Origin of the sequence: Dyella flava (assembly GCF_016904955.1) — a bacterium.
GTDB classification, from domain to species: Bacteria; Pseudomonadota; Gammaproteobacteria; order Xanthomonadales; family Rhodanobacteraceae; genus Dyella_B; species Dyella_B flava.
Genome location: NZ_JADIKE010000030.1, coordinates 17,580 through 43,667, shown reverse-complemented (window position 1 = coordinate 43,667; position 26,088 = coordinate 17,580). Strand labels below are relative to the sequence as shown.

The window sequence follows — 26,088 nt, the reverse complement described above, 5'->3', positions numbered from 1 at the left end:
TTAGAGGCGTCCCTCCGCTTGAATGTGCTGGACCATCAGCTCAAGCGCCCGCCAGCGGTGAGAAAACGCACGTTCGCCGATTTCGACCTGCATGGCGGCGAGGCTTTTGTCGTGGTGTTCCGGATAAAAGCTCGCGCTACAGGTCTTGTCGGCAAGCCGCGCGTTTTCGCTGAAGTCCATGACGCCATTCAGCTCGCCCTTGGCGGTCAGCGTGCAGGATTTCAGTGCCACCGCGACAGCGGCAACCATGGTCGATCGTGACTGTTCATTGAAACTCACCGAGGATGACAGCGCCTTCAGCAAGCCGACACCACCTTTCTCAAGGATGGGTTTCAACAGCGCGCCAGGGAAGCCATCAAGCCCATCGACTTCCAATCCCGCGTCATCGACGATGAGCGGGCGATGCGCGCATCGCTCCGCCGCAATTGCCAGTTTCTGTTTGACAACCTCCTCCACATCGATGGATTGGATTTCTGGTATATCCAAAACCACCTGCTCGACGGCAAAGCCGTGGCCGGCAAAAAAGGCTTTGAATTGCGCCAGCTTGGATGCTGATGTCGTGCAAAAGTAGATGGTGCTAGCCATATTTTCTCCACGTTCAATGATCCCTCCGATGAAGGGATGGCTTGTGTTGTCGGATTCAATGGGATGCTGGCGCTGCCAGGCAGCGCCAGCGCTTGCCTTATGCAGAAACGACTTCAAGATCCAGAAGTTCTTGAGCCTTATCCGCGTCGGTTTCGTAGATATGCGCGGATGCTATATATCCGGATAGCGAACCAATGCCGACGTCGAGCTCTCTGGCTGCGTGCCGCGCAATGGCCAGGATCGCCAGGTTATCGGCGTAATTCTTATTGAATGCATCCTGGCTTCTGGCGAAGTAATGCGTGTCCAAACGACCGTTGCGGAGTTTGAAATCAATTGTCGTGATGCAGGGGACGTGTGAACCAAGGTGATCGCCCGAGCGTAACAGCGACATGGTTGCGCTCTTTGTTTCCGGTTTCCTGCGCAGAATTGATATGAGACTCGCCAGACCGGCATGCTCATCTGCGCAAAAAATCCGCGCGCCGTAGCTGAACCTGAAACCGAACTGGGGCTGATCGGTGGTGAAGTTCTTGATCATGGCGGCGATCATTTCTTCACTTCCGTGGCGACGAATTCCTTCGTCGTCGAGTCGTGGCTGGCTGATTGAAAAAGCGACGCCGCCGGCCTCCCTGATTTTTACTTCGCCGTCATGCCACTGTTGACCATCCAGCACGCAGGCTTTCACGGTCTGGACCCAGGCTTCAAAGATGGATTTGGTTTGGACCTGATACATATGCTTCTCCATTCGCTGCGGGTGCGTTTGTGGGAGCCTTTGCTTCGGTGTCGATGGAGCTGTCACGACGAAAGTTCACATCGTTCGAAGAAAAAGTTCTGCAAGCATTGCTGCGGATGCCATCGACATTGGCGGATGCGCGAGTGTGCCGACGACGTCATCAACTTAATGCTCAGCGCCATCGACGTATGTAGGCGTTATCCGGCAAACGTTGTGCGCGGCTTTACTTGATCTAATAAGAAAACCCATGCGAGCGCTTCTGTTTCGCCTTGCTGCACCGCAAAAACCTCAGGCAGGCACAGCCCGCTTTCGAATGCTCTAGCCCAATGAAAATCAGCCTGTTTTGATTACCTCAGAGGTAATTGGCCGGCTGTACTCGCGCGCATAAGCTTCGTTTCAAGTCATCCATTCCGATGCTTATTCAACGAGGACACCGCCATGGCGACCTTCCCTATCCATACGATCGAATCCGCGCCGGCGCAGTCGAAGCCGTCACTTGAAGCCCTGCATCAGACGTTCGGTGTGATTCCGAATCTCGTCGCCGCCATGGCGACCTCCCCGGTGCTGATCGCCAGCCTGGTAGGACTGTTCGGCAAGGTGCATGGCGGCAGTTTTTCCGAGCCGGAGGTCCAAATTGTCTTGCTCACCAACGCGGTGACCAACCGATGTTCCTGGGCGGTAGCGTTTCATTCCTTTCTCGCGCTGCAGGAAGGCATCGATGCTTCCGACGTCAACGCGATTCGCGAATGCCGGCTGCCCAGGAATGCGAAGCATGCCGCGCTATCCAACCTTGCACGGACGCTGATCGAGAAGCGAGGGAATCTCGACGACCAGGATGTATCGGTCTTCCTGGCCGCCGGATACGGCCAGGATCTTCTGCTTGAAGTCATCGGCATCGTGGCCGCGTCGACCATCACCAACTACACCGGCAATGTCACCCGTCCGCCGCTGGAAGAGGCCTTCCAGGCGCATGAGTGGCGCGCGGCGTAACATCATCGCCAGTATCGATGACGGGATGGACGCAGGAGAGTCACATGACTGCTGTGGGTACCGATCGGGGGCGTTCTGGTGACGGTTTGGGATCGCTGCTGCGTCATTGGCGAGAAGTGCGGAGCGCCAGCCAATTGGGGCTGGCGCTGGATGCCGGCATTTCGCAACGACATTTGAGTTTTATTGAAAGTGGCCGGAGTGTGCCAAGTCGCCCGACCTTGACCAGCATCATGCAGGCGCTGGATGTGCCGCTGCGCGAGAGAAACGCGGCGTTCCTGGCGGCCGGCTATGCACCGGTTTATTCAGAGTCCGCCTGGAATGCCAAGGAGATGCAAGGCATTACGCGGGCGCTCGAGCGCATGCTGCGGCAGCACGATCCGTTTCCCGCTGTCGTCATGGATCGCTATTGGAACGTGGTGAGTGCCAATGCGTCATCGCCGCGCTTTTTCGGATCGTTTATCGACATGGCGGCGCGCAAAGGGCCGCGCAATATGCTGCATCTGATCTTCGATCCCACCGGCATGCGGCCATTCGTGGTGGACTGGGAATCGGTAGCCAGGAGCCTGGTACAGCGCGTCTATCGTGAAACGGTCGGGCGCGTGATGGACCAACCCACGCAGGCCCTGCTCGATGAGTTGTTTGCGTACCCTGACGTTGATGCGTCTTGGCGGTTGCGCGGATCGGTCGCTGTTGCGCCGAACCTGCCGATGATCCCGCTGGGATTCAAGAAGGACGGGAAGACTCTCAATTATTTTTCGATGGTGACCAGCGTGGGTGCGCCGCAAAGCGTTGCTGCGCAGGAACTACGCGTCGAATCGCTGTTTCCCGCGGATGACGGAACAGAAGCGTTCCATGCGACGTGGATGTCGAGTGGTTAGCTGGCGCCGACATATTGCCTGTACGCCAGGTCCGCCCTGTCCTCGCTCTACCTGCAATCAAGCCTTGTCATGATCTGGCAAACGCCAACAGGGTCGTCAGGTCATGTCCGTCAGCCTTGCGCAACGCCTGGATATAGCTGGTCCGCAATTCGCTCGCGCGGACCAATTGGGTACGACCCCAGGTAAACCGTGGTTGACCCAGGCTCATTGCCAAGCAATCAGCCATCAAGCGAGACAACCTGCCGTTGCCGTTTGGAAATGGGTGGATGAAAACCAGGCGATGATGAAATCGCACGGCAAGCTCATCGGGCACATAGGTTGAATGTTCAATCCAATAGCGGATGTCATCCAGAAAGGAACGCATCGCGGGGTGGATCTGATAGAAATCCACCCCGATGTTGCGGTCGCTTTTCCGAAACGTGCCGGCCCAATTCCACACGTCTCCATACATCCGCTTATGCATGTCGCAAATGAACCCTTGATCCGCGAGATCCTGTGGCGCCAGTTTCCGCCTTCCGCCAAATAGCCACCGCTCCGCTTTGAGGATATTCGCTTGCTCCGCCTCATTCAGCTCGGAGCGGTAGGTGATGTAGGTGGGCTTCAGCCCCTTCCTTTCCTCGGGGGTCAATAGCGTTTGACCCTCCTCCGCGTCGAACAGATCAGTCATTGGCCCCTATCGCCACAGTTTGGAGAGATCGAGTTCGTTTTCGATGTAGCTCTTCAGGAATGCGTCGCGTGCGGCCTTGTCGAGTGACTGGTTCTCCAATGACATCGTATGTTCGACCGGCGCGAGCTGTTCGGCAGCGACTTTTTTGGCTTGCTCTTGAACGATATCTTCCAGAGAGGTGTTGGGAACGATGGCATAGACCAACGTGCAATTCATCGCCTCCGCCGCCCTTTGCAGCGTGGCCAGCCGGACCGAGCCGTTGATTTCAGAGCGCTCCAGCGAGCTCAGCGTGCTTTGGGTGATGCCCATGCGCCGCCCTAACTGCGTTGTGGTCATACCCAAGGCCTGGCGGATCGCACGAACCCACCCGTGGTTCGGACGCGCCAGCTTCCGGCGGCCCGCACTGAGGTCGATCAACCGGGGATCCAAGTGTTTTCGGGCCTTGGCGGCCCTGGTCGCTGAGGTTTCCATCGAGTTTACTCAATAATTTTCAAGATTAATATTGATCATCTTCGATTAAATTTCAATATTTGATCGAAAATGATCAATTAATTTGCATGTTTTTATCGAAGATGGTCAATATAATTGCCGGCGGTGGCCCTTCCGACGGGCTCGGATCTTCCCGGGATGGCGATCAGGATTGGCCGGTAATGGGCCGCCTCACGTCCACGCAAGAGCAATGACCCTGAACATCCCGCTGTTTGGCAGGACTGCTACGCGACCGGCGCTCTGACGGCTCCGGCGATGGTGTTGCGGCCGATACAGGCGTGAACGGGCATGCGCCGAATCCTCTGATCGAGGTGGCATGCATCAGCGTTGGTGATGAGGACTTTCGCCTAGTCCCACATCACCGGCACTTGGTGAGTGTGCGTAAAGAAGGCACGAAGTGTTTTTCAATGTGACCTGGAAGTATTGGATGTGCCTGTGCAAACCATCGCATCGAGTATGGGTGCGCCGCCGATTACGGCGTAGGGTCACGTCCACGATGCCGCGCGACGCGTAAGCATCGGCCCACATCCAGCTTCAAACTTTCCCGAAAAAACCGGCACGCTGTTCCTACGCAACGTGCCGAAAAGAGGCGCACTGTTCTGACGCAATGCGCCAATGGCCACCCTCACACGAACACGCGTGTCTTATCCACCCCGCGGTGGGGCGAGCGTGTCGACGTATTGACGCAGGAAGTAGAGGGCGGCGCTGAGGCCGTTGTATTGCATCAGGCTAAGCGGCACGCGGCCGCGGTGTTCGCCGATGGGGTCCGACGTGAGCGTGCTGCGTGAGTTCAGCACGTCTTCGATCGCCTGCATGGCGAGCTTGATGCCGGCCCGCTGGGGGGAGTGGAACAACCGCCTTTCCTGATCCGAACTCCGCGAGGGGAGCATGTCGTCGATTGGCGGGGTGGATGGGGAAGCTCCGGTGCGAACCGAAGGGCACGGCTGTGCCGTATGATTTGGGGAGGCCATCATCAACTGTCCTAGAGTTGGTTTTGGTTTAGCGGGTCGTGGGAGTGTCCGCTCTCACGGCCCGCGCTTTTCCAAGCACTGCGGCCTGGGTCATCGGCGCTGACGCGTTTACGAATGACGCTGATGACGGGGCACACATTAATGGTTGGCGCCGTTTGTTGTATGTAGGGATTGGATGACTTTTGCTGTGCGCAAAGCACTGCAATTCGGGATCGGTGGGTGCGTAACAGGATGCCGCCAACTCCGACACCATCGCGCCTTTTGCTTAGAACGACATACGGATCCCATCCATCCGAACCCGTCATTTCGTCCCGATGCGCGTCAATTCAACGTCGACGCGCGAAGACGTTTTCACGCGGAGACGACGTTTTGTCCGCCTGAGGCACCGACGAATCGTCCCAACACGCGTCACTCCGACACTTTTTACGCACCCCCGCTATACCTGACTTCGACACCTTGCTTCCGATACTGGCCGCACGACAGCAGCTTCGAGAGGTAGACGCGCTTTGGCACGGCTTGTGCCAACTCTGGCGCTTCGGCAAGAGAGGCACAGATGGAGAGAGCTACGCAGAGGTTTCCAGATAGTGTGTTCGCTACATCCCTGATTGAACCGGGGATGAGAACCACCGCCTACCGACGCTGGCTTCGCTCCATCGCACTGATCGAGCCTTGCCATAACGAGCCTTTGGACGCCTCGGTCGTCGCCTATAGCCTGGGCCAGATGACGCTGACCCAATCGACTTCGGGCGTGGCGCATTACCTGCGTGACGCGCGCATCATCGCGAAAAGCCGATTCAATGACTGCCTGCTGCTGCGTCTGCTGCTGGAAGGCAGCGTGAACGCCCGGTTCGACGCCGGCAAGGTCGACATCAAGCCGGGCGATATCTATCTGGCCGATCTGGCAAACACATCGGAATTGTGGGTGCAGGAGGAAAGCAAGCACATCAGTGTGATGCTGCCCCGCGAGCAGGTCCGCGATGTGCCGCTGCACGGACGCATCCTGCGCGCCGAGTGGCTGCCCTGCCGCATGCTGCGTGAGCACCTGCTCAACTTCGTCGAGGTCTTGCGCCATTGCCGCGCGGACGACGTCAAGGAAATGGTCAAGGTGACGATGGAGTTGCTGCGCTTCTGCCTGCGCACCGATGAAACGCCCCATGGCGCGTCCCATGCCTTCGATGACACCAGGGAGCGCGTCGTGCACTACATCGACCTGCATCTGGGCGAAAGCGACCTTGGTGTGGTCCGGCTACAAAAGGTGTTCGGCGTGTCGCGCTCCCAGCTCTACCGGCAATTCGCCGAACTGGGCGGCATCCAGCACTACATTCGCAACAAACGCCTGCAGGCCGTGCTGCACGACCTGTGCAACGAACCGCAGCGAAGCATCACTGAAATCATCGAACACTGTGGCTTTTCCACCGAGCGGCAATTCCAGCGGGCGTTTCGGGCGCGCTTCGGCATGACGGCGAGCCAGGTTCGTGCTGAGTGGATAAGCAAAGCCATCGCCGACTAGCCTCAATCGGACCGAACGGCATCCGTGGCAAGTGCGGAGGTGGCCGGTAACGCGTTTACATCTCGGCACGCATACCGGCGGCGTAACCATTGATTCAGCGGATCGCCGAAGCATCGGGCAGTCGCCCATGCCAGCGCGGCGGATAGCACGAGAAAGATCGCAAGCATGGGCAGCTTGTGCGTGACCGGCATCGCTGACCTCCGCACCAGTTCGACCATGATTCCCAGCACCACGATATGGAACAGGTATAGCTCGTAGCTATGTGAACCCAGCCATGCCAGGGGGGCTCCCAATCGGCGGATGGCAGCGCTTGCCGATAAGCGCGAGACGACTACCAGGAAGATCGCGGCGGCGAGGCCGAGAAACGTCGCACCGAGCGCTTCATGGTCGTGGATGCCTTGCATGTAAACCCAGGCCATCGCGATGCACGCCAGTGCGGCAAGCAGGTAGCGCGGCGCATTCGTCAGCCTAACTCTGTTGACCAGCACGGCCGCGACGCAACCGTACGCGAGCATATCCACGCAAGCCAGGTTGCCGTACATGAAAAACAGTTCGTCGTCCTGGTGTATGCCGCGATAGATGGGCGCGATCACCGCGCAGATGCAGGCCAGCAACACCAGCTGCCAACGCCGGCGCGCCATCACCAGCACCAGGGGATATAGCAGGTAAAACACCTCTTCCACCGACAACGACCAGTAGATATTCATGGCGTAGTTGAAATAACCAACGCTCTCCATCAGCAGGTTATGCCAGAACGTGAGTACCGACAGATCCGCGATCAGGAAGAACCCACTGCCGAGATTCGTCTGGTGTGCGATGTTGGAAAAATGGGAGAAACCGGTGAGGCCCAATACCGTAATCACGGCCAGGGCAAGCACGACCAGCGGATAGAGCCGGAAGAAACGCAGCTTGTAGAAGTGCATGACATCAATGCCGGCGAGCGATCCGTAGCGGGCGAGCATGTTGGACGTGATCAGAAACCCTGATATCACGAAGAAGATGTCGACGCCGTAGTTACCGTTGTAGAAGATCGCACGCAGGGTCGGTACCGACATCCATGCTTGCAGCGGACTGGTTTGCAGCCGGTAGGCCAGGCTGTAGTGCAGCAGCATCACGAGCAGGATGCAGGCGCCGCGCAACATGTCGATATAAAGATTACGGCCTTCACCTTCGATACGCGCAACAATGCGTGGATGCATCGCGTGTTCGTTCCTTGCCTGGCATTGAACAGGGCCATTCGCTGTGCCCGCTTGCAACGATGATACCGATTCACCCACGCATTTACCGCCGGCGTCGCAGGCCTCAGCCGATTCGCATGGACAGCTCGACGTCTTCAGCAAACGGGGTGGATAGGTAGCCGTTCGCCGGCTCGCGCACGCGCGCCAGGTACTCGGGGCTGAAGTCGGCGTTGTCGGCGACGATCCACGCACTCGGCCTGAGCCGGCTTTCCACCAGGCTCAGGATGTCTGGATAGAGCGCCTTGGCACCGTCGAGCAGCAGCAGGTCGATCGTTTCGGGAAGATCGGTGCGCAGCGTTTGCAGCGCATCGCCCTCACGGATCTCGACCAGGTCGATAAGGCCGCCATCGGTCAGATTCTTGCGCGCACGCACCAACTTGGAAGGTTCGAACTCGCTGGTAATCAGGCGGCCGCCGCCGTTGTCGCGCAGCGCTGCGGCGAGGTGCAGGGTCGAGATGCCGAACGAGGTGCCAAACTCGACGATCGTCCGCGCCTTGCTGTTGCGCGCCAGCATGTACAGCAGCGTGCCGGTTTCGCGCGATACGGGGAGCGCAAAATCCTTCAGGCGTGCGTAGTAACCAAGGTAGTCGGTCTTGCTTTGCATCAGGCGCGCCCGCTCTTCGGCCGAGAGATCGGCCATGGCCGGGCTCGTCACCGGCGACGCCGCGGCGGCCTCTTCAAACAAGCGATCCAGCAAGGGTGCAAGTGGGGTGGTGGTCAGGGTGGTCATGCGTGGCTCCGGCAAAAAATTGCGTATGTCTTCAAGCCGGATTAGATTGCGACCAATTGATCACGTTTTCTATTCGCGTTCTCAGGCCCCTTATGACCGAGTACCGAAATCCTAGAATTTCCGTGCGAAAACAGCCTAAACAGGCGCGCTCGACCGAACTGGTCGCAGCGATTCTGCAGGCCGCTACTCAGGTTTTGGCGAAGGAAGGCGCGCAACGGTTCACCACCGCGCGGGTGGCGGAGAAGGCCGGGGTCAGCGTTGGATCGGTGTATCAGTATTTCCCCAACAAGGCGGCGATCCTGTTCCGGCTGCAAAGCGACGAATGGCGGCAGACCACCGACCTGCTGCGCGGCATTCTGGAGGACGCCGGCCAGCCGCCGCTTGAGCGGCTGCGCATCCTGGTGCATGCGTTTATCCGCTCGGAATGCGAGGAGGCGCGGATGCGGGTGGCGCTTAATGACGCTGCGCCGCTCTATCGCGATACACATGAAGCGCGTGAGGCGAAGGCGGCGGCCGGTCCTACGGTGCGCGTGTTTATGCGGGAGGTGCTGCCCAATGCCTCGGAAGCGATACGTGCCTTGGCGGGTGAGCTGATCACTGCGACGCTCAGTGCCGTAGGAAAGGGGTTTTCGGAAAGTGCTCACACGGCCAGGGAGATTGAAATCTACGGCGATGCCATCAGCGATATGTTTTGTGCTTATCTTAGGGAGCTTGATCGTTGAGGTAACGCGCGATGGCTGTTTCGTATGAGTGGCCACGCTTTTCTTCCTCTCCCCGGAGGGGCACGCGGGGAGAGCACATGGATGTGCTCGGCTCTGAGGAGCGAGGAGAGGACTGAGGTGGGGGGGCAACCTCGCGGCGAATATCCAAAGAGGCATCTAGGAAGTTGTGAATGTTCCGGCAAGCGCAGCCCCTCACCCCAACCCCCGGATCAAGTCCGGGGCAGGCTCTCTCCCCGGAGGGGAGAGGAAGTAATGCGGTGTCGGCGTGGAATGAAACATAGAGTCTTCCACGTAGCGGAAGTCAGAATTGCAGATTCAGCGGCTATGGCTGACCCTCAGAAAGAACCATCTTTGCGTTACAGCGCTCACCGGGCACCTCGTTGAGCGCGGTCGAGCACGAATTCAAGCGCCATCAAGCTGACGCAAGAGGAAGAGAACAATGAAAACCCCCACTTTCCTTACACTGGCATCCGCGATGATCATCGGACACGCTGCACAGGCGGCTCCAGTGCCATCGACCTCTGCAACGACCACCTACCATCGTGTAACGGTGGATGGCGTGGGAATGTTCTATCGCGAAGCAGGTCCGAAGGATGCGCCAACGATTGTGCTGCTGCATGGATTCCCTTCGTCGTCGCGCGAATTCGACACGCTCATTCCCCTGCTCGCCACCCGTTATCACCTCGTCGCGCCGGATTTTCCGAGTTTCGGCCAGAGCGACACACCATCGCCGTCGACCTATACGTATACGTTCGATCACCTCGCGCAGACGACCAATGCTCTGCTTGAGCAGCTGCAAATCAGGCACTACACCCTGTTCCTGCATGACTACGGCGGACCGATCGGCTTCCGCATCATGTTGGCGCATCCGGAGCGGGTGCACGCGCTGATCGTTTCGAATGCGAATGTCTATAAGGAAGGCCTTGGTGCCAAATGGACGAAAATCGCCGAGTACTGGGCTGATCCCAAGGCACATCCGGAGGTCCCGGCTGCCTTCCTCTCGTTCGCGGCGACCGAGCAGCGCCATACCGGCGGCACCTCACATCCGGAGCGCTACAACCCGGACACCTGGACTGACGAATTCAACCATTTGTCGCAACCAGGGCAGCACGAGATTCAGACAACGCTGCTCTATGACTACCGAACCAATGTGGCGGCCTACCCGAGCTGGCAAGCATGGCTGCGCCAGCATCAGCCGCCGACGCTGGTGGTGTGGGGACGGAACGATCCTTCGTTCATTGCGCCGGGTGGAGAGGCGTTCAAGCGCGATGTGCCGAACGCGGAGATCCATATGCTCGATGCTGGTCACTTCGCCATGGATGAGAAGAACGACGAGATGGCCAGTCTTATCCTCGACTTTATGGCCAGACATCCCGACTGATGGATGGAAACAGACGGCTGTATTTGCATGCTCGTAATTAGCGGCGGCCTACGGCGAACCAGCGTATGCCGCGATAGGAATCGGCCACGACCCAGCCGCTTGCCGTCAACGTCCAGGAAACGACACTCTCGCTCCACTGGAAGCCGGTGGGACCGGCCAGCACGATCGGTCCCCACACCAGCAGGGTGAAGGCACCCATCTGTAATGCGGAGAGCGCGGCGGCCAACCGCGCACATACGCCCGCAAGTATCGCCACGCCCGCGACGAGGTACGCGCAGCCAGTGAAGTACGCCCACGCCAGATGCCACGGCAACCAATCGGGCACCAGCGCGACCGTTTCCTTGAGATAGGTGAAGTGGCCGATGCCGAATGGAATCATGGCCAGGCCATAGATCACTCGTGCGATATGCACGCCTTGCTCACCGGTCGCGAAACGAAGGACGTAGCGCCGGTCCTGATCATTGGCGAACCAGGCAAACAGCACCCAGGCGCCGGCCAGATACACGGCATCCTCGCCACAGCCCGACCACGCATCTTGCGTCGTGGGCGCAAGGTAAAGCGTGGGCACTCTGAGCACCAGCAGCCAGACCAGAAAATAGACCAGTAGCACGCGTGCAGCCATGGCGCGTTGCCAGAGCAGACCCAGCCCCGAGAACAACGAAATCAGCGCACACAGATAAGCCAGTGCCTTGATCGCGGGCGCACCTACGGGTATTGGCCACCATAGCGGCGCGAATTGGCCTTGGATCAAACCCAGCACACCGAGCGCGATCACCGTTGCAGCGAAAACCGCATGACCCAGGCTTGCGATGCGCATCACCCTGCCCTCCGGTTGTGTTGCTCAGTGCGCTGTGTTTATTGGTCTTGATTCATGGGATGGGTGCAACACAACCATCAACACACGCAGATGCATGCCTCAGGACAGCGCAATGGTGCCCGCAACGATCGCCGTGATACCGCAGGCCCACAGGCCGATCACGCGCAGGTAGTAGGGCGTCTGCTTGATGCCCACCAGCAGGTAACCCGGCACGACCAGCGATGCGACACCCTTCATCGGATTGAGGCCAAAGCAAAGCGCGGAGGCGATGATCTGAGCCATCACCGTGAGGCCCAGACCGGTAACGACGAGCATTCCCCAAAACCCGGGCATAGCTGCCTCCATTGCGTTATCAGGCGTGCGTGGCGGCTATATCTACGCTTCATCCGATGAAACAACAAGTTCCTCGCTGCGCAGATGACGGCGCAGCGCCTGCGGCGGTTGTCCGAACGCGCGCAGGAATGCCCTGCGCATGCGTTCGCGATCGGCGAAGCCGGATTCCCTGGCCACCACTTCGATTGGATGCCGCGTTTGTTCCATCATCAGGCGCGCCGCTTCCAGGCGCAGGTTCTCCACGGCTTTGGCCGGCGACTGGCCGGTTTCGGCGCGAAAAGCGCGGCTGAATTGGCGTGGGCTGAGATTCGCCGCCGCCGCCAGTTCCTCTACCGTCAGCGATGAGCGCAGATGACTCTTGGCATAAGTCAGCGCGTTCTGGATGCGATCCGATTTCGGTTCAAGCTCCAGCAATGCGGAAAATTGCGACTGCCCGCCGGAGCGCCGGTGATACAGCACCAGCTTCTGCGCCACCTCGTGCACCACTTGCGCGCCAAGATCTTTCTCGACCATGGCCAGTGCCAGATCGATGCCGGCACTCATGCCGGCCGAGGTCCAGATCTGTCCATCGATGATAAAGATGCGGTCTTCTTCCATCTTTACCTTGGGAAAGCGCTGTTGCAGTTGCCGCGCAAGCAGCCAATGCGTGGTGACGCGGCGGCCGTCGAGCAGGCCCGCTTCGGCAAGCACGAACGCACCGGTGCAGATCGAAGCGACGCGTCGCGATGATTGCGGCGCTTCGCGCACGTAATCCAGCAACGCGGGCGTCGACGGCGGAACGCCCACACCTCCGCAGACCAGCACGGTATCGAACGGCTGCCGGTCGAAGGGCTGCGTTTGCATGCTCATGCCGAACGAACCGGCCACCGCGCCGCCTGTTTCGGAAAAGTAGCCCACCTCATAAACGGTCTCCTCCGCCACCAGGTTGGCGAATTCGAAGGCGGACGCGGCGGCCAGGCTCATGGACTGGAAACCGGGAAAAACCACGAAACCCATGCGTTGCATGACAGCCTCCGGGCATGGCCTAAAAGGTGGCATCTATGACATTTCAGTCTACGTGTGGCCGACGTACAACTATCTCAAGGCGCCAGCACACCGCCGGCGCATGATCTCGGAGATAACGACATGAACACCTCTTCCAAGGGCACCGCCCTGATTACCGGTGCTTCCAGCGGCATCGGCGCCATTTACGCCGACCGCCTGGCACGCCGCGGCTACGATCTGATCCTGGTGGCGCGCAATCGCGAACGGCTCGACCAACTCGCCCGCCGTCTGTCGGATGCCACGGGCCGCGCCGTGCAGACCTTCCCCGCTGACCTGAGCAGCGCCGCCGGTGTCACCGCCGTCGAGCAATTGCTGCGCACGGACAAGAGCATCACCGCACTGGTGAACAATGCGGGCTTCGGCGCAGCCACGCCCCTGCTGGGTTCGGACATCGGCAGGATGGACGAGATGATTTCGCTCAATGTGAGCGCGCTTACCCGCCTCACCTATGCGGCGGCTCCGGGCTTTGTCGAACGCGGCCGCGGCACCATCATCAACATCGCGTCGATCGTGGCCATTGCGCCGGAGCTGCTCAACGGCGTGTACTCCGGCACCAAGGCGTTCGTGCTCGCCTTTACGCAATCGCTGCATCACGAACTTGCCGACAAGGGTGTGCGCGTGCAGGCGGTGCTGCCGGGCGCGACCGCCACGGAATTCTGGGATGTCGCTGGCGTGCCGATCACCGCGTTGCCGGCGCAGATCGTGATGCCTGCGCAGGACATGGTGGACGCTGCGCTGGCCGGGTTTGACCAGGGCGAACTGGTGACGATCCCCGCGCTACCGGAAGCGGCGGATTGGCAGGCATTCGAGAGTGCGCGGCAAAAGCTGTCGCCCAATCTTTCACGTTCGCAGCCGGCGGCACGCTATCGCGTAGCGGGTTGATGCGGCTACTGGACGGCGTTGCAGCCGGATCGGGGAATGGGTGCCTGTTACGAGCACCCATTCCTTCCGCAGGCCGACTTCTTCCATCGCTGCGGAACCGGGTTAGCGCCGATCAAACCGATTTGACTTCCCCACCATCCATGCGCAGTGCCGAACCGGTCATCCAGCGCGCGCCGGGCGACACCAGGAAAGCCATCAGTTCGGCGATTTCTTCCGGTTCGCCATAGCGCGCGATGCCCGCCTCCTGCGGAAAATGCTCGGTCGCTTCGGCCACCGTCATGTTGTGCAGCGGTGCCCAGTGCTCCAGATAGGAGCGCCGGCGTCCGGTCATCACCGGGCCGGGCAACACGCTGTTCACCTGCACACCGTCGGTAATGCCGCGATCGGCAAAGGCCTTGGCCAAGGCGACGATGGCGGCATTGATGGTGCCGACCGCGGCATAAGGTGCCTTCGGAAAAATTCCCGAATTGCCCGAGGTCAGCACCACCGATCCCTTCGCCTGCTTGAGCGCCGGCCACGCCTCGATGGTAAGGCGCCTGGCGCCGTGCAGCTTCAGCGCCATGCCCGCATCCCACTGCTCGTCGGTCATCTCGAACAGATCAATCTGCGGCACCGCTCCCGCGATATTGACCAAGGCATCAATGCGTCCGAATGCAGCGAGAGTCTGCTCCACCACCTGTCTGGCTGCTGCTTTGTCTGCGAGATCCAGATCCAGGACCAGGGTCTTCGCACCGTTGGCCTTGACCGCTTCGGCTGTTTCCAGCAGATGCTCACGATTTCTCGCAACCAGCACTACCGCACCGAAATCCTTCGACAGACGGATGGCCGTGGCGCGGCCGATGCCTTGACTCGCGCCAGTGACGATGACGGTTGACTGTGACATGGGATGCTCCGGATGGGCGTGGGAGAGGGATCTCAGTTAGCGAGGAAATCGCGGATGGCGTCGGCGATGTCTTTCGCATGGGTCTCCAGCGCAAAGTGCCCGGTATCGAAGAAGCGAACCTGTGCCTCGGGAATGTCGCGCTTGAAGGCTTCCGCACCCGGCGGCAGGAAGAACGGATCGTTTTTCCCCCACACGGCGAGAAAACGCGGGCGATGGCTACGGAAATAAGCCTGGAAGGTCGGATAGAGCGCGACGTTGCTCTGATAGTTCAGGAACAGATCCAGCTGCACGTCATCGGCGCCCTTGCGCGCGAGGTAGTAATTGTCCAGCGCAATGCCATCGGGTGAAACCAGTGATTCATCCGCGACACCGTGCGTGTACTGCCAGCGCGTTGTCTCCGGCGACAGGAAACCGCGCAAGGCTTCCCGGTTGGCCGCTGTCGGATTTTCCCAATAGGCCTGAATCGGATTCCATCCCTCGCTCAGTCCCTCCAGGTAAGCATTACCGTTCTGCGAAATGATCGCGGTGATCCGCTCCGGATGCTTGACGGCGAGACGAAAACCGGTGGGCGCGCCGTAGTCGAACACGTAGACGGCGAAGCGATCAAAACCCACGACGTCGGTAAAGCGGTCGATCACGTTCGCGATGTTGTCGAAGGTGTAGGTGAACTGGTCGCGCGAGGGCATGTCGGAGAGACCGAATCCCGGCAGGTCGGGCGCGATGATGTGGAAGCTGTCGCTCAGCAGCGGGATCAGATCACGGAACATGTGACCGGAGCTGGGGAAACCGTGCAGCAGCAGCAGCTTGGGCTTACCCGGCGAGCCGGCTTCGCGGTAATGGACCTTGAAACCATCGACGTTGGCATAGCGGTAGTGGATAGCGGACATGATCGTTGTCTCCGTAGGGTGAGAAATGAATGGGGCAATGAAGAGGGTCAGGAAGCGGTTGTGATCAGCCTTTGATCTGCTGTACGGCGTCGACGATCAACTGCTGCACCAGCTCAGGGGCGCTGATGCTCGGAACGTGATCAACGGGATGCACACTGATGCGTGCCTGCATGCGCTCGGCCATGAAGCGCTGGGTCTGCGCGGGGATCATGTGATCGTGCCCGGCCAGCAGGTACCAGGACGGCAGATCCTTCCAGCGCGGACGCCCAACCGGAACGGTGATGCATGCGGGGGAAATCGGCGGCTGCGTAGCGGCCAGTACTTGCTGTTCTTCCGGCGAAGCATGTTGTGCAAACGCGCTGCTGAATGCGTCCTGCGGCAGGCGGATCAAACCGTCGGCACCCGGCGCGAGCTGCGGCGCCTTGTTGTCGTGCTCGTAGCGATTGAACACCTCGGCCACGGTCTCGCCCTCGTCCGGCGCCAACCCAGCGACATAGACCAGGGCGCGCACCTTGGCGCTCTGCGTCGCGGCGATCACCGCACCCGCGTAAGCGTGGCCAACCAGAACCACCGGACCATCCACCTTGGCGAGGACGCCGTCCAGTGCTGCCACATCGTCGGCCAGGGACGAGAGCGGTAACGGGAAGGTAACTGTCTTGATGCCATCAGACTGGAGGAGATTGACCACCTTGCCCCAGCTGGCCTCGGCCGCCCATGCACCATGGGCCAGGACGACGGTTGCGGATTTCTTGCTCATATTACCCTCACTTGGCTAGTCGGACCCCTGGGTGGGAGGCGGTCACGGGCTTGAAATTCAAAGTAACTGCCTCAACGTTGATTTGGAGGTTATTGCCAGCAAGGTAACTTGTCAAGCACTTTTTAGGCGGTTACTGTGAAGACAAGGAGACACCCATGACCCAGCCGATGCCCGCCCTTTTCCTCGCCGATTCCCCCGGCCTGGACTTCCTCAATTCCCTGGCTACCCCGGTGGACACCCCGGTCGATTGGCTGGACGACGGAGAAGGCCTGTTGAGCTGGCTCGGCCAGGCGCGCCTGGTGCCCGAAGACGTGCTGGGGACAATCCGCGCGCGCGCGATTCCCGGCGAAATCGATCGCCTGGCCGCGCAGGCACGCAGCCTGCGCGAGTGGTTCCGGACCTTTGTGCGCAGCCACAAGGGCCGCCCGCTGAAAGCCGCGGATCTGTCTGAGCTTGAACCGCTTAATGAGCTGCTCAAGCGCGATGACGAATTCCATCAGGTTGTCGCCGGCGCAGACGATGCATCGTCCGGTTTTCGCTTGTTGCGGTCGCGGCGCTGGACCTCGCCGGAAACCTTGCTGATTCCGATCGCGGAATCCTTGGCTCAGCTGGTTTGCGATGAAGACTTTTCGTATGTGAAGGCTTGCGAAGGTCCGACTTGCACCTTGCTGTTTGCTGATCACACGCGTGGGCATGCGCGCCGGTGGTGCAGCATGTCGCTGTGCGGCAATCGTGCGAAGCAGGCGGCGCATAGGCGCCGGCTCAAGGGTGAAGCGGCGGATCATGCTTGAAAAAACGGTTGTGTTTGACGCTCAAAGCGACACACCTAAGTTCGCGCCGTAATTCCGCCATCTTCAACGCCGTCATCCCCGCGAAAGCGGGGATCCATGTTGATCTTCGGCGGAAAGCAAAATGGGTCCCCGCTTTCGCGGGGATGACGGGGCTGAGGTGACGGGGAACGACGGGCTGAGGTGACAGGGAACGACGGGCTGAGGTGACAGGGAACGACGATGCGGAGGTAACGGGGAACAACGGCGCTGAGATGACGCGGCACTTCCCGCTTGCATTCCGTCGCTCAACTTTGACAATACAAGCGCAAGCCGTCGCGTATCGGGGGTCACCATGGCGAAACGTCTTTCAAGCCTGCTTGGTGTTTGCGCGCTGTGCGTACTGACACCTGTAATGGCCCAGCAATTTCCGTTTTGGGAACGTCTGCTCCACGATTACGGCGGCAAGACCGACGAAACGCCGGTGCCCTCGATGAAGATGGGCAATCACATGCAGATGTCACTGAAGGGCGATGCGCAGCCGGGTGACCAGCAACGCGCGGAGGCGATCGTTGCCACCGCAAAAAAAGTCGTGGCGCACTACGCGGATGTGAATACCGCGCTCGCCGATGGCTACAAGCCATTCCACCCTAGCGGCAAGATGGGCGAGGAAGTTCATTACACCAGCCGCCACTACGCGCAGTTGGAAAAGCAGCACATTGACTACGATCACCCCGGATCGATCCTTTACAAACGTACCCCGCAGGGCATGCAAGCCGTGGGCGTGATGTACAGCGCCCCGCAAGATTCAACGCCGCAGCAATTGAACGCGATCGTCCCGCTCAGCATTGCGACCTGGCATCGGCACGTGGACTTCTGCGGTGCTCCGCGCAGCGCCCCCTTCACCGAAAAATGGGGCCCGCAAGCACAGTTCGGCCCACAAGGCAGCATCCATACCGAGCAAGCCTGCAGTGCCGCGCAAGGCCTGTGGATTCCGGTGGTGTTCGGCTGGATGACCCATGTCTATCCGAACGCCGACGATCCCAGCAAGGTGTGGGCGGGCATGCACATGGAAATGGATGCTGACGCGGGCAGCGATACGCCCAGGAGCTAGGCGTGAGCGGCCCCTGGCGTATCGCGCGAGCTGAAGGTCTTCGCGCAGATTGGCATTGCGTTGATCCAGCATGGCAACATTTGTCCGCGTCAACACTGCATAGAACGCATGCGAATGCGCACCACGGCTCGTGCTTCTCGATAAAAGAACACCGGCCGATTCGTGGCATGATGACCCGGCTGGGTGAGGATCCGCACCACGCCCGGAGAGCATCACGACATCGCAGGAGATCAACGGAATGGCATCTTTTCAAAGCGACCGCGACAGCGACGGCGCAAAGCCGGCGCGCACCGCGTTCGCACGGCGGCTTCGCACGGGCACGGGCCCGATGGCCTCACGCAACCTGCATGGGCATGTGGTCCAGCTGTTGGGGCAGCGCATCGTCAGCGGAAAGCTGCAGCCGGGCGAGGTCTTGCCGCCGGAAGCGGTAATCGCCGAAGAGATGGCTGTAAGCCGCACCTCGCTGCGCGAAGCCATGAAAGTGTTGTCATCCAAGGGACTGGTGGAAGCCCGCCCGAAAGTCGGCACGCGCGTGCGCGATGCGCGTTTCTGGAATCAACTGGATGCCGATGTACTGGCCTGGCGCTGCAGCTCGATGCCGACCATGGACTTCGTGGAAAAGCTTTCCGAAATGCGCGAAATCATTGAGCCGGCAGCGGCCGCCAGCGCGGCGCACCGTCGCTCCGCGGCGCAACTGAAACGCATGCAAGTCACGTTGGATGCGATGGAAGCGGCGGCTGATCCGGAATCATGGACCAGTGCCGATCTTGATTTTCATGAGGCCATTCTGGTGGCGACAGGTAATGAACTGCTGATCTCGCTGTTTTCGGTGATCGAGGGCGCGCTCAACAGTTACTTCACCATGTCGGCGCATACCGCGAGCAATTTCAAGTATTCGCTGCCGCAACATCGTGCGGTGCTTCACGCCATTCGTGACAAGGAGCCTGAGGCGGCGCGCAAGGCGATGTTGAAGGTGATTGCTGATGCTCGGGCTAGTTTGAGTAGCAAGCCACAGAATGAAAAAGCACGCTGAGTTGCTCCCAAGCTTTTCTCCCTCTCCCCGCGTGCCCCGGAGGGGAGAGGGAGCAAAGCGGTGTCACTCAAGACTTCACATTACGCCCACTATCGGTCGCAAAACGGTAGACGATCGTATTGCGATAGGTCTCACCAGGCGCCAAGCGGGCGGAGCCGAAGTCCGGATGATTGGGTGTATCTGGAAACAGCTGCGGCTCCAGCACAAACGCATCACCCTTCCGGTAAACGTGATGATCCTTGCCAACGGGAGTGCCGTCGAGGACGTTGCCCGAGCAGAACTGCAAGCCCGGCTCGGTAGACCATAGGCTCATCACCCGCCCAGAGTGCGGATCCATCACGCGCGCCACCATGCGCGATTCGACTGCCTTGCGGCTGCTCACCCAGTTCATGTCATAGCCGTGGCCGCCGATGAGCCTGCCGGAGCGGAAGTCATACGGTGTTCCGGCCACCGGCACGATGTCCCCGGTCGGATTCAAATGCGCATCGACGGCAGTGATGGCGTTTCCGGGAATGGTCAGCACCTGATCCTTCACACTGCCTGCGCCTTCGCCAGCAAGATTCCAGTAGGTGTGATTGGAGAGATTGACGATGGTCGGCTTGTCGGTGGTGGCGACATAGACGATCTTGAGCTGGTTGTCATCGCCGAGGGTGTACGTCGCCGTGACCGTCAACGTGCCCAGGTAACCCTGGTCGCCATCTGGACTGACATATTGCAAGGTGACGCTGGCGGTGGAGCCTTGGTGTTTGACTTCGACCACGCTCCACACCTGCTGATCCAGTCCTTTTGCGCCGCCGTTCAACGAGCCCGTAAGGCTGTAGGTCTTGCCATCGAGCGTGAACTTGCCGTGCGCAATGCGGTTCGCGTAGCGGCCGACGGTGGCACCGGCATACTGGCGGCGTGCGAGGTAGCCCTGCAGGTTGTCGTAGCCGAGTACGATATCGGCAAGCTTGCCGTTGCGATCCGGCACCAGCAGGGACTGCAGCGACGCACCGTAGCTCATCACCCGGGCCTGCACACCGCGATCGTTGGTCAGCGTCACGATCTCCACCTTCCTGCCGTCGGCGGTCTGGCCGAACGGTGCGCGCGTCGCCTGGGTGGCCATCGCCGTCACCGGCAACATCACTGCGCTCGCCATGCCGATGGCGCCAAGCAGGACAGCATGTTTCATCAAAGGAACCCCTTATACGGTCCGGCGATGACGCGCACCATCGCCTTTGCACCCATTATGGACATATAAACGCAAAGCCTGATCGGCACTGCACCGAGGTCAGGTGATATACGCAAAAGATATGACAAACAGATTGGCCGACCTGCGCCATGGATGCATGTCAGCGTTATGGACGGGCGTAAAAGCTTTCGCTTTGCGAGCTGAGGCTGCCAATCGGGGTCGGGCTGTTGTTCTATCGGCGGCGCACGGGAGCGCGTGTGCTCAACTGATCACGCCGCGAACTCCGCTTGCAGATGCAGCGCAAATCCAGTGCGTTGCTCGGCGAGTTCGGGCTTCAGGGTCAAGGATGGAATCTCGTAGTCGCCGTGGTTCTGGCGGCGGTAGGCGATCGGCTGATCCAGCATGGCCCGATCCAGGCGCGTGCCGAGTGCCGCCAGCGTTTCGCCGTAGCGCTGCTCGTTCATCTTGCTGGTGCGGTAGACCAGGAACGGCGGCAGCACATCGAAGCCCGGGTAGAACAGCATGCCGTGCTGGATCGGGAACAGCACATCATCGATCGGGCCATTGATGCCGCGTTCGCTGTAATGCTCTTCCCAGCCGCCGGTGGTGACGATCAGCATGGCGCGCTTGCCCTTGAACACGCCCTCGCCGAAGCGCTCGCCCCAGCGACGATCCGAATGTTCGCCGACGCCATAGGCAAAGCCGTAGGCATACACGCGTTCGAACCAGCCTTTGAGAATCGCCGGCATGGAATACCACCACATCGGAAACTGGAAGATCACCAGATCGGCCCAGCGCAGCTTGTCCTGTTCCGCCGCGACATCCGACGTCTGCGTGCCTTCAAGGAAGGCGAGCTTCGAGTCGGCGCTTGGATTGAAACGCTCGGCGGCATTGCGCTGCGGGAAATCCTCCGCATCCAGGGTAGCCTTCCAGCGCATGGCATACAGATCGCTGACTTTCACCTCATGACCGGCGCTACGCAGACGCTCGACGATGAAATCGCGCATGCCGCCATTGAGTGAACGCGGTTCGGGATGAGCATAGACCAGCAAGACGTTCATACCTGTTGCTCCAGGAAAAGATGCGAACAGGCTAGGCGCGCTCGGGGCATAATGGAAATGAATAGACACTATGCCAGGTATAGTCATGCGTAATATCCGCGGCATCGATCTGGAATTGCTGGTCACGCTGGAGGCGCTGCTCACCGAGTGCAATGTCACGCGGGTGGCGCGACGGCTGCATCTGAGCCAGCCGACGGTCAGCGTGCGGCTGGGCAAGCTGCGGCGGCTGTTCGACGATCCCCTGCTGGTGTCCGGTCCGCGCGGCATGCAGCCCACGCGGCGCGGCTTGGGGCTATTGCCGCACTTGCAGGATGCATTGGGCGGCGTGCAACGCATGCTCAACACCCAGACGCCATTCGATCCGGCTACGGCCGTCTTCACCTGGCGGGTCGCCGCTTCTGACAACGCGCAATACGCGGTCCTGGCACCCACCATGCGGCGCCTGCGCCGTTTTGCACCCGGCATTTGTGTCGCCGTGCACGCGCTGGTGCCGAATGCCGTCGCCGGCCTGACCGAGCGCGGCGATATCGACGCGGTGCTGATGAGCGCCGACATGGTGCCGGAAAGCCTGCGCAGCACCAAGCTGTACACCGAGCATTACTGCATGTTGGCGCGCAAAGGACATCCGCGGTTGCAGGGGCCGCTAACCCTGGCAGCGTTTTGCCAGCTCGAACATATCGTGGTGTCGCCGGAAGGCGGTGGCTTCAAGGGACCCACTGACATCTTGCTGGAAGCGCGCGGGCGCAAGCGCCGGGTAGTGCTTTCCGTGCCGCACTTCCTGCTGGTGCCGGACCTGGTGCGCCAATCCGACATGGTGGCACTGTTGCCCTCACGCCTGCTGCGCGGACACCTGCAAGGCCTGCAGATATGGGAAGCCCCAGTGCAGCCGCCCCGCTTCGACATGATGATGGCCTGGCATGAACGCGTGCATGCCGACCCGGCGCAGGCATGGTTGCGCGAGCAAGTCGTCAACGCGGTATCCACGCCGCGCTGACGCAAAACGGATGCTCAGCGCGGCAGGGCGGACTTTAAATCGAATCCCGCCGCCCCATATCCGAACCCTGCCACGACAAGTAACCGCGCAGCGCGGAGAACTGCTTGCTGCCCGCTGTGGGCTTGGAATATGTTGAATCCGCGCTTGTTACATATTGAATCCACAGGGGATCCATACCATGCAACGTTCGCTCACCCCACGCACGACTTCAGCGAGATATCGTCACCTGCTGCTGAAAGCTTCCTTCATGCTGCTTGCCGGCGCGGCCGGCTTCTCGTTCGCTGCCAACGCCACCGATACCAGCAAGCAGGCGCTGATTCAAAAGGTGACGATCGATTCGATGAGGAATACCGTTTTCACGCCGGATTCGCCGCTGCTGGACAATATGCTGGCGCCGGCCAAAACGGCCAATCCCAACGTACCGGCCGATACCTGGACCGCGGTGCGCACCGAAACGGCGGCGGCGATGACCGAAGTGCTGTTTGGACCCGACAGCAGCATCACCGCGGCGATGGAGCAATCGCTCAGTCAGCTTTCCGTGCAGGAACTGCAACATCTGGATGCGTTGTTGACCGATCCCGTACTGATCAAGTTTCAGCATACGATGGCCAGCCCGGATACGCAGCGCGCCATGATGCAAGGCATGGCCTCCAGCGCGGAGAAAATGCAGGCCGCGATGAATGACGTGCTCAAGCGGCACGGCTTGAAGGTGCCAAGTCCGTAACCGCGCTTGCGTACCCCCGGCAAGCTTATCGAGGTCTGCCATGCTCGTCGCACAAAACCTGCTTTCCGCCTTTGACCGCGTGACCGAATACTGGTCGCCGAAAGTCATCGGCAAGGTCAACGATCAGCTGCTCAAGGTCGCCAAGGTCAAAGGTCAACTGGTCTGGCATGCGCATGACCTTGAAGACGAACTGTTTCATATCGTCAAAGGCGAGCTGCGCATGGAACTGGAAGATGGCGTCGTTCACTTGCGCGAGGGCGATACCCTCACCATTCCCAAAGGCGTGCGCCACAATCCGGTCGCCGACGAAGAATGCTGGCTGCTGCTGATCGAGCCTGCATCAACCAAGCACACCGGCGATGAGATCACGCCCTTGACGCGCAGCCTGGCAGAACAGCTTTCCTGAAAGCATCAGGCGGCCCGGGCCCCTGATGCTTTCAATGCCACCGGAATCGACTTGTAGCATGGCGTGCCCGATTGCTCATCGTGGCTGTCCAGGCTGACCAGGCCGTTGCCTTCGGGGTAATACATCGCCACAGTGCCTTGCGCGATCGGATATTCGACCGCGGTGAAACCACGCACGGCGCGTACCTGTCCGTCATCGCGATTAGCCGTCGGCCCCACCACTTCGACGTCGATGCGGTCGCCGTGGCGCAAACCGTAAGTCGCCAGATCCGCCGCATTGATAAACACCACGTCACGCCGCCCCGTGATGCCGCGATAACGGTCGTTGAGGCTATAGATGGTGGTGTTGTACTGGTCGTGCGAACGGATGGTGGTGAGGGTCAGGTGCTCGGTGTTCAGCAGCGGATCTTCATCCAGGCCCCGGCCGATCAGGAAATGGGCCTTGCCATCGGGGGTCAGCCATTTACGTTCGGAAGCGCCGATAAACAGGCGAAATCCGCCGGGCTGACGAATCTGCTCGTTGTAGTTGGCGAAGGCGGGATACACCACCTCGATTTTTTCGCGGATGCGGTCGTAGTTGGCGACCAGCCCATCCCAATCCACGCGCGTGTTGGGCAGCGTGGCCTTGGCCATGTGGGCGACGATCCACGGCTCGGAACGCAAATGCTCCGATGCAGGCTCAAGGCTGCCTTCCGAGGCGTGCACCATCGACATCGAATCTTCCACGGTAACCGACTGTGCGCCTGTGGCCTGCAGATCCAGCTCGGTGCGCCCGAGGCACGGCAGGATGAACGATTGCTTGGCCAGAATCAGATGCGAACGGTTGAGCTTGGTGGCGATATGCACCGCCAGGTCCAGCTTGCGCATCGCCGCGAAGGTCGCATCCGGATCGGACATCGCCACCGCCAGATTGCCGCCCAGGCAGATCAGCGCCTTGGATTGACCATCGCGAATCGCCCTGATCGCGGCCACCGCGTCATGACCGTGCTTCTTGGGGAAGGTGAAGCCGAAGGCCTTCTCGATGCCTTGAACGAGATTGTCGTCCGGCTTCTCGGTAATGCCGACGGTGCGATTGCCTTGCACATTGGAATGCCCGCGCAACGGACAGATGCCGGCACCCGGCTTGCCCATGTTTCCGCGCAACAGCAGCAGATTGGCGAGCTGATGCACGTTCTGCGTGCCATGCGAGTGCTGGGTGATGCCCATGCCGTAGCAGATGATCACGCGCTCGGCCTTGGCGTAGATCTCCGCCAGATGAATGATTTCATCGCGCGACAAGCCCGATTTCGCGGTGATCGCATCCCAGCTGGTGGCCTGCAGGTCGGCGATCAACGCCTCCACACCCACCGTATGCTCGGCAATGAAGGCGCGATCCAGCAGGCCCTTGCCGCCGTGCGAAAGGTCGCTGGCATCCAGCTCCAGCAACCACTTCATCATGCCCTTGAGCATGGCAGTGTCGCCGCCGCATTTGATCTTGTAATACGTGGACGCCAGCGGCGTGGCGCGGCCGGCCACCATCTCGACCGGATCCTGCGGCGAGGTGAAACGTTCCAGTCCGCGCTCGGGCAGCGGATTGATCGCCACGATCGGCACGCCGCGCTTGGACACTTCACGCAGCGTCGCCAGCATGCGCGGATGGTTGGTGCCGGGGTTGTGGCCGATGCAGAACAGCGCATCGCAGTGATCGAAATCCTCCAGCGTCACCGTACCTTTACCGACGCCGATGGATTGCGGCAGGCCGACACTGGTCGCCTCGTGGCACATGTTCGAGCAATCGGGAAAATTGTTCGAACCGAATTCGCGCACGAACACCTGATACAGAAACGCCGCTTCGTTGGAAGCACGTCCGGAGGTGTAGAACTCGGCGGCATCCGGATGCGGCAGCGCATTGAGCGCCGCGCCGATCCGGCGCATGGCTTCATCCCACTCGATGGCGACGTAGGTGTCGGTCGCCGCGTCGTACGCCAAGGGGTGCGTGAGCCGACCAAGACCTTCCAAGGCATAGTCGCTCAATTGCCACAGCGACGACACAGGATTGGCGGCGAAAAATTCCGGACGCACGCGCTTGCCCGTCGCTTCCCACGACACCGCCTTGGCGCCGTTTTCGCAAAACTCGAATGAGCTGGTGTGCTTCGGATCAGGCCACGCGCAACCGGGGCAATCGAAACCTTCCGGCTGATTCATGCGGCGCAATGCCAGGCTCTCGCGGCCGATCGCCATCTGCCCGCTCAGCGCTTTCGCTACCGCACCCAGCGCACCCCATCCACCGGCGGGGCCTTCGTAGGTGCTGACACCTTCGATGTCGCGCTTGTCACTCATGGCGAG

The 26,088-nt window shown here is 60.3% G+C and carries 28 protein-coding genes; 12 read left to right on the top strand and 16 right to left on the bottom strand.

What is annotated here, in order from left to right:
* Positions 1-702 (bottom strand): non-canonical purine NTP pyrophosphatase, encoded by a 702-nt coding sequence (locus ISP19_RS05975; RefSeq protein WP_204680449.1) that lies wholly within the window; start codon positions 700-702, stop codon positions 1-3.
* Entirely contained in the window at positions 683-1,315 is a 633-nt protein-coding gene (locus ISP19_RS05970) for a thymidylate synthase (RefSeq protein WP_204680448.1), read from the bottom strand. The genes ISP19_RS05975 and ISP19_RS05970 overlap by 20 nt, the downstream gene beginning before the upstream one ends.
* A 438-nt stretch (positions 1,316-1,753) precedes the next feature.
* Between ISP19_RS05970 and ISP19_RS05965 the strand changes: the two genes are divergently transcribed.
* Together ISP19_RS05965 and ISP19_RS05960 are read left to right on the top strand one after the other, a co-directional pair.
* Complete coding sequence (locus ISP19_RS05965; RefSeq protein ID WP_204680447.1) at positions 1,754-2,305, top strand: carboxymuconolactone decarboxylase family protein; 552 nt, start codon at positions 1,754-1,756, stop codon at positions 2,303-2,305.
* A gap of 44 nt (positions 2,306-2,349) precedes the next feature.
* A complete protein-coding gene (locus ISP19_RS05960) occupies positions 2,350-3,183 on the top strand; it encodes a helix-turn-helix domain-containing protein (protein ID WP_204680446.1) in 834 nt (277 codons plus the stop codon).
* 67 nt (positions 3,184-3,250) lie between these two features.
* On the opposite strand, the gene ISP19_RS05955 is transcribed toward ISP19_RS05960, so the two are convergent.
* The 3 genes from ISP19_RS05955 to ISP19_RS05945 all read right to left on the bottom strand — a co-directional run bounded on the left by ISP19_RS05955 (position 3,251) and on the right by ISP19_RS05945 (position 5,193).
* Complete coding sequence (locus tag ISP19_RS05955) at positions 3,251-3,850, bottom strand: mobile mystery protein B (RefSeq protein ID WP_204680445.1); 600 nt, start codon at positions 3,848-3,850, stop codon at positions 3,251-3,253.
* 6 nt (positions 3,851-3,856) lie between these two features.
* Positions 3,857-4,321, bottom strand: a complete 465-nt coding sequence (locus tag ISP19_RS05950; RefSeq protein WP_275577103.1) for a mobile mystery protein A — start codon at positions 4,319-4,321, stop codon at positions 3,857-3,859.
* Positions 4,322-4,983: 662 nt separating this feature from the next.
* Complete coding sequence (locus tag ISP19_RS05945) at positions 4,984-5,193, bottom strand: hypothetical protein (RefSeq protein ID WP_204680410.1); 210 nt, start codon at positions 5,191-5,193, stop codon at positions 4,984-4,986.
* A 733-nt stretch (positions 5,194-5,926) separates the two neighbouring features.
* Here ISP19_RS05945 and ISP19_RS05940 point away from each other — a divergent pair.
* Entirely contained in the window at positions 5,927-6,820 is an 894-nt protein-coding gene (locus ISP19_RS05940) for a helix-turn-helix domain-containing protein (RefSeq protein WP_204680443.1), read from the top strand.
* Between the two features lie 2 nt (positions 6,821-6,822).
* Here the strand turns inward: ISP19_RS05940 and ISP19_RS05935 are convergent, their stop codons facing one another.
* Positions 6,823-8,019, bottom strand: a complete 1,197-nt coding sequence (locus ISP19_RS05935; protein WP_204680442.1) for an acyltransferase family protein — start codon at positions 8,017-8,019, stop codon at positions 6,823-6,825.
* A 103-nt stretch (positions 8,020-8,122) separates the two neighbouring features.
* Positions 8,123-8,788, bottom strand: a complete 666-nt coding sequence (locus tag ISP19_RS05930; protein ID WP_204680441.1) for an O-methyltransferase — start codon at positions 8,786-8,788, stop codon at positions 8,123-8,125.
* Between the two features lie 92 nt (positions 8,789-8,880).
* On the opposite strand from ISP19_RS05930, the gene ISP19_RS05925 reads away from it, so the two are divergent.
* Complete coding sequence (locus ISP19_RS05925) at positions 8,881-9,510, top strand: TetR/AcrR family transcriptional regulator (RefSeq protein WP_204680440.1); 630 nt, start codon at positions 8,881-8,883, stop codon at positions 9,508-9,510.
* 439 nt (positions 9,511-9,949) lie between these two features.
* Complete coding sequence (locus tag ISP19_RS05920) at positions 9,950-10,891, top strand: alpha/beta fold hydrolase (protein ID WP_204680439.1); 942 nt, start codon at positions 9,950-9,952, stop codon at positions 10,889-10,891.
* 37 nt (positions 10,892-10,928) lie between these two features.
* Here ISP19_RS05920 and ISP19_RS05915 read toward each other — a convergent pair whose 3' ends face one another.
* The 3 genes from ISP19_RS05915 to ISP19_RS05905 form a co-directional block, all read right to left on the bottom strand.
* Positions 10,929-11,708: a DoxX family membrane protein gene (locus ISP19_RS05915; protein ID WP_204680438.1), complete on the bottom strand. Its 780-nt coding sequence runs from the start codon at positions 11,706-11,708 to the stop codon at positions 10,929-10,931.
* A gap of 99 nt (positions 11,709-11,807) precedes the next feature.
* Positions 11,808-12,023 (bottom strand): hypothetical protein, encoded by a 216-nt coding sequence (locus tag ISP19_RS05910; RefSeq protein ID WP_204680437.1) that lies wholly within the window; start codon positions 12,021-12,023, stop codon positions 11,808-11,810.
* A gap of 60 nt (positions 12,024-12,083) precedes the next feature.
* Positions 12,084-13,046, bottom strand: coding sequence for a GlxA family transcriptional regulator (locus ISP19_RS05905; protein ID WP_204680436.1), 963 nt, complete (start codon positions 13,044-13,046; stop codon positions 12,084-12,086).
* A gap of 120 nt (positions 13,047-13,166) precedes the next feature.
* Here ISP19_RS05905 and ISP19_RS05900 point away from each other — a divergent pair, with 120 nt between their 5' ends.
* Positions 13,167-13,967 carry an SDR family NAD(P)-dependent oxidoreductase gene (locus tag ISP19_RS05900; protein ID WP_204680435.1) on the top strand — a complete coding sequence of 267 codons (801 nt, stop codon included), beginning with the start codon at positions 13,167-13,169 and terminating at the stop codon, positions 13,965-13,967.
* 112 nt (positions 13,968-14,079) lie between these two features.
* Here the strand turns inward: ISP19_RS05900 and ISP19_RS05895 are convergent, their stop codons facing one another.
* The 3 genes from ISP19_RS05895 to ISP19_RS05885 form a co-directional block, all read right to left on the bottom strand.
* Positions 14,080-14,850, bottom strand: a complete 771-nt coding sequence (locus ISP19_RS05895) for an SDR family oxidoreductase (protein WP_204680434.1) — start codon at positions 14,848-14,850, stop codon at positions 14,080-14,082.
* A gap of 32 nt (positions 14,851-14,882) precedes the next feature.
* On the bottom strand, positions 14,883-15,737 hold the full coding sequence (locus ISP19_RS05890; RefSeq protein ID WP_204680433.1) for an alpha/beta fold hydrolase: 855 nt from the start codon (positions 15,735-15,737) through the stop codon (positions 14,883-14,885).
* A gap of 64 nt (positions 15,738-15,801) precedes the next feature.
* A complete protein-coding gene (locus tag ISP19_RS05885) occupies positions 15,802-16,494 on the bottom strand; it encodes an alpha/beta fold hydrolase (RefSeq protein ID WP_204680432.1) in 693 nt (230 codons plus the stop codon).
* 155 nt (positions 16,495-16,649) lie between these two features.
* Between ISP19_RS05885 and ISP19_RS05880 the strand changes: the two genes are divergently transcribed.
* From ISP19_RS05880 to ISP19_RS05870, 3 genes are all read left to right on the top strand, one after another.
* Entirely contained in the window at positions 16,650-17,285 is a 636-nt protein-coding gene (locus tag ISP19_RS05880) for a CGNR zinc finger domain-containing protein (RefSeq protein ID WP_204680431.1), read from the top strand.
* Between the two features lie 331 nt (positions 17,286-17,616).
* Complete coding sequence (locus ISP19_RS05875; RefSeq protein ID WP_204680430.1) at positions 17,617-18,375, top strand: hypothetical protein; 759 nt, start codon at positions 17,617-17,619, stop codon at positions 18,373-18,375.
* Between the two features lie 238 nt (positions 18,376-18,613).
* Positions 18,614-19,408, top strand: a complete 795-nt coding sequence (locus ISP19_RS05870) for a FadR/GntR family transcriptional regulator (RefSeq protein ID WP_239556575.1) — start codon at positions 18,614-18,616, stop codon at positions 19,406-19,408.
* Between the two features lie 67 nt (positions 19,409-19,475).
* On the opposite strand, the gene ISP19_RS05865 is transcribed toward ISP19_RS05870, so the two are convergent.
* Together ISP19_RS05865 and ISP19_RS05860 are read right to left on the bottom strand one after the other, a co-directional pair.
* Positions 19,476-20,579, bottom strand: a complete 1,104-nt coding sequence (locus ISP19_RS05865; RefSeq protein WP_204680429.1) for an aldose epimerase family protein — start codon at positions 20,577-20,579, stop codon at positions 19,476-19,478.
* Between the two features lie 269 nt (positions 20,580-20,848).
* On the bottom strand, positions 20,849-21,640 hold the full coding sequence (locus ISP19_RS05860) for an NAD(P)H-dependent oxidoreductase (RefSeq protein WP_204680428.1): 792 nt from the start codon (positions 21,638-21,640) through the stop codon (positions 20,849-20,851).
* Between the two features lie 85 nt (positions 21,641-21,725).
* Here ISP19_RS05860 and ISP19_RS05855 point away from each other — a divergent pair, with 85 nt between their 5' ends.
* The 3 genes from ISP19_RS05855 to ISP19_RS05845 all read left to right on the top strand — a co-directional run bounded on the left by ISP19_RS05855 (position 21,726) and on the right by ISP19_RS05845 (position 23,764).
* Complete coding sequence (locus ISP19_RS05855) at positions 21,726-22,634, top strand: LysR family transcriptional regulator (protein ID WP_204680427.1); 909 nt, start codon at positions 21,726-21,728, stop codon at positions 22,632-22,634.
* 178 nt (positions 22,635-22,812) lie between these two features.
* Positions 22,813-23,358 carry a hypothetical protein gene (locus tag ISP19_RS05850; RefSeq protein WP_204680426.1) on the top strand — a complete coding sequence of 182 codons (546 nt, stop codon included), beginning with the start codon at positions 22,813-22,815 and terminating at the stop codon, positions 23,356-23,358.
* 40 nt (positions 23,359-23,398) lie between these two features.
* A complete protein-coding gene (locus tag ISP19_RS05845; RefSeq protein ID WP_204680425.1) occupies positions 23,399-23,764 on the top strand; it encodes a cupin domain-containing protein in 366 nt (121 codons plus the stop codon).
* Positions 23,765-23,769: 5 nt separating this feature from the next.
* On the opposite strand, the gene ISP19_RS05840 is transcribed toward ISP19_RS05845, so the two are convergent.
* A complete protein-coding gene (locus ISP19_RS05840; RefSeq protein ID WP_204680424.1) occupies positions 23,770-26,082 on the bottom strand; it encodes an FdhF/YdeP family oxidoreductase in 2,313 nt (770 codons plus the stop codon).
* Positions 26,083-26,088: the final 6 nt, after the last annotated feature.